General features: G+C 60.3%; 3 protein-coding genes and 1 pseudogene. 1 reads left to right on the top strand and 3 read right to left on the bottom strand.

Translation table 11 applies throughout. The annotated features are described in order from the left end of the window. Nucleotides 1-50: 50 nt before the first annotated feature. On the bottom strand, nt 51-1664 hold the full coding sequence (locus tag ACRESD_RS22200) for an NAD(P)/FAD-dependent oxidoreductase (RefSeq protein ID WP_431752869.1): 1614 nt from the start codon (nt 1662-1664) through the stop codon (nt 51-53). Between the two features lie 106 nt (nt 1665-1770). Then, nucleotides 1771-2442 carry a COG3650 family protein gene (locus ACRESD_RS22195; protein WP_431752868.1) on the bottom strand — a complete coding sequence of 224 codons (672 nt, stop codon included), beginning with the start codon at nt 2440-2442 and terminating at the stop codon, nt 1771-1773. Nucleotides 2443-2623: 181 nt separating this feature from the next. Between ACRESD_RS22195 and ACRESD_RS22190 the strand changes: the two genes are divergently transcribed. Next, the gene (locus ACRESD_RS22190) at nt 2624-2998 is read left to right on the top strand and encodes a hypothetical protein (RefSeq protein ID WP_431752867.1); all 375 of its coding nucleotides are present in this window, start codon (nt 2624-2626) and stop codon (nt 2996-2998) included. Here the strand turns inward: ACRESD_RS22190 and ACRESD_RS22185 are convergent. Continuing rightward, nucleotides 2983-3260, bottom strand: a pseudogene (locus ACRESD_RS22185) (short chain dehydrogenase); the annotation flags it as partial. The gene ACRESD_RS22190 and the pseudogene ACRESD_RS22185 sit on opposite strands and share 16 nt — an antisense overlap.

The following is a 3260-nucleotide window of genomic DNA, read 5'->3' as shown; positions in this document are numbered from 1 at the left end:
GGGGCAAGCCCCCTCCCACATTTTGAACCGCGCTATTTTCAGATTCTGCGTCAGGCCTCGATACCCAACATATCCCGTGCCAACGCCTCGGCAATCCGAATCCCGTCGACACCCGCCGACAGAATCCCACCGGCATAGCCTGCACCTTCACCGGCCGGGAACAGACCTTTCACGTTCAAGCTCTGCATCGATTCGTTACGGGTAATCCGCAGCGGCGACGATGTGCGGGTTTCGATACCGGTCAGCACCGCATCGTGCAGTGAGTAGCCTTTGATCTGCTTCTCGAAGGCCGGCAAGGCTTCACGGATGGCCTCGATGGCGAAGTCCGGCAAGGCCAGGGCCAGGTCGCCCAGCGAAACGCCGGGCTTGTAGGACGGCTCCACGCTGCCCAGCGCCGTTGAGGGCTTGCCGGCGATGAAGTCACCGACCAGTTGCGCCGGCGCCTCATAGTTGCTGCCGCCGAGGATATACGCGTGGGACTCCAGGCGTTCCTGCAGCTCGATACCGGCCAGCGGGCCACCTGGGTAGTCCACTTCAGGCGTGATGCCGACCACGATGCCGGAGTTGGCATTGCGTTCGTTACGCGAGTACTGGCTCATACCGTTGGTGACAACACGATTCGGTTCAGACGTCGCCGCGACCACTGTGCCGCCCGGGCACATGCAGAAGCTGTAGACCGAGCGACCGTTCTTGGCGTGGTGCACCAGCTTGTAGTCGGCGGCGCCGAGTTTCGGGTGTCCGGCGTATTTGCCCAGGCGTGCCGCGTCGATCAGCGATTGCGGATGTTCGATGCGGAACCCAACGGAGAACGGCTTGGCTTCCATGTAAACACCGCGCTTGTGGAGCATGCGGAACGTGTCACGGGCGCTATGGCCCAGGGCCAGGATCACGTGCTTGGAGAGAATCTGCTCGCCGCCGTCGATCACCACGCCGTTCAACTGGCCGTCTTCGATCAGCACGTCGGTCACACGCTGCTCGAAACGGACTTCACCGCCCAGGGCGATGATCTGCTCGCGCATGTTTTCCACAACGCCGGTCAGGCGGAAGGTACCGATGTGCGGCTTGCTGACGTAGAGGATTTCTTCCGGCGCGCCGGCCTTGACGAATTCGTGCAGTACTTTGCGCCCGTGGAATTTCGGGTCTTTGATCTGGCTATATAGCTTGCCGTCGGAAAAGGTCCCGGCGCCGCCCTCACCGAACTGCACGTTGGACTCAGGGTTGAGTACGCTTTTGCGCCACAGGCCCCAGGTATCCTTGGTGCGCTGGCGGACTTCCTTGCCACGCTCGAGGATGATTGGCTTGAAGCCCATTTGCGCCAGCAACAGGCCGGCAAAAATGCCGCAGGGGCCAAAACCCACCACGATCGGCCGTTCGGCCAAGTCTTGCGGCGCTTGGCCGACCACCTTGTAGCTGACATCCGGCGCCGGGTTGACGTTACGGTCGTCGGCGAACTTGAGCAGCAGGGCGGCTTCGTTTTTCGCGTTCAGGTCGATGGTGTAGATGAAGCACAGCTCTGACGATTTCTTGCGGGCGTCGTAGCTGCGCTTGAACAGGGTGAAATCGAGCAGGTCATCACTGGCGATGCCCAGGCGCTGCACGATGGCAGGCCGCAGGTCTTCTTCGGGATGGTCGATGGGCAGCTTGAGTTCGGTGATTCGTAACATGACAGGGTCCGGTAGGCGGCGGGCAAGGAGGCCGGCTGTTTTGCAAACCGGCGATTATAAGCCCCAATGGCGGTTTCCCGTCATGTTAAAACAGCATGGCGTGGCGTCAGTCGTCGCGCGAGCCGCCGAACGACGCGCAACCGCGCTGCACCTGGCCGTTGACGCGCAACTCGGCGGTCATGTGTTGCAGGCTACCGCTGACCGGGTCGACGCAACGCTGCGGGGCTACCCACAACTCCACGTGCTGGTTGTTGGCTTCGGTCATCAGGTTGAAGCGGCCATCACCGATTTGTTCTTCTACATAGGGCACCGCCAGTGGTGGCTGGCCTTCGCGTTCCAGCACCAGGCCCTTGGCGGTGACGTTCATCACCCAGGTCGGCTTGTGGCCGTTGGCACGCAGGATCATGCGTTTGAAGTCCGGGTCATCGCAGGCCGAGGTCGAGCGCTCGACGCGGTAGAGTTGTTGCAGGTCGACGTTGCCCTGGGTGCCGCTGGCGACCCCGGAAAACTTGCCGCGCAGGTCGGCAAACAACGCGCCTTGCTCGCCGGCCAGCGAAGCCGCTTCCTGCAGGATGCTGGTGCCGCCGCTGTCGTTGACCACGTAGTTGCGTTTGTCGCCACACGGCTGGAACAGCAGTTTGCCGCCGACCGCCGTGAGTTCGCCCTGCATACGGGTCAGCCCGGCGAGAGACGGTTTGGTGGGTTCTCTGTCGAATATCTGGCAGGCGGCGAACAGGGGGAGCAGGGCTAATAGAACAAGGCTGTGGGCGGCACGCATTATTGGGTCTCCGGACAATTGCCGCCACGTTACGCAGGCCTGAGCTTCATCACAAGTCCGGGATACAGTTTGAACCGCATGCTTACAACGATGGGAAATGGAGAGTTGCTGAATGCGAAGTTTCCTACACTTAAGCGTGGAGAGTCGTGAGAGTGTCGACTTCTTTTAATCGGATACAGCCATGAATATCAAGTGGAGCATTTGCGTTCTTCTGCTTTGGGCAAATGTTGCCCTTTCAGACGAGCCCGCCCGGCTCGTCTATTCCTCATACACGGATTTCACGGATATCTCGGTGGTGCTCAAAGGGGCTTCTGATCCGGCCTTTGTTGAGGTGAATGTCTCGCTGAGCCCAGAGGCGAAGGCAAGGACACAAGCGATTACGCTGTTTGCCTATCACAAAGATGTAACACTCTACGTAGACGGTTACCGGTTGAGTACGGCCAGGGTTCAAAGCCAACTGAACGGGGCGTTCAGATTTTTGGCCCCGCGTGCCCTGGTGGTTGAGTGGATGTCCCTGTTCTCACATGAGGCAATTGCCGCTCAGCCAACGATGTAAGTCTGACCGGTTTGTAACCCCTCGACACTTTTTGCGTAGGCCAATGCGACATCAGCGCCCGGTGCCGGTTTGTAGCCACGGAAATACGGCGCGTAGCTGTCCATGGCTTCCTGTAAGACCGTCGGGCTGACAGAGTTGATGCGCAGGCCGCGTGGCAATTCAATCGCGGCGGCTTTGACGAAGGCATCCAGTGCGCCGTTGACCAGTGCTGCCGAAGCACCGGTGCGGATCGGGTCACGGTTGAGGATGCCGCTGGTGAAGG

The sequence above is a fragment of the Pseudomonas sp. genome (assembly GCF_050739995.1).
Taxonomy (GTDB): Bacteria; Pseudomonadota; Gammaproteobacteria; order Pseudomonadales; family Pseudomonadaceae; genus Aquipseudomonas.
This window is presented reverse-complemented; position numbering and strand designations above follow the sequence as displayed.

Bases quoted from the DNA above. Each gene is read 5' to 3' on its own strand.
- ACRESD_RS22200 (WP_431752869.1), bottom strand. From the start codon at position 1,664: ATGTTACGAATCACCGAACTCAAGCTGCCCATCGACCATCCCGAAGAA.
- ACRESD_RS22190 (WP_431752867.1), top strand. From the start codon at position 2,624: ATGAATATCAAGTGGAGCATTTGCGTTCTTCTGCTTTGGGCAAATGTT.
- ACRESD_RS22195 (WP_431752868.1), bottom strand. From the start codon at position 2,442: ATGCGTGCCGCCCACAGCCTTGTTCTATTAGCCCTGCTCCCCCTGTTC.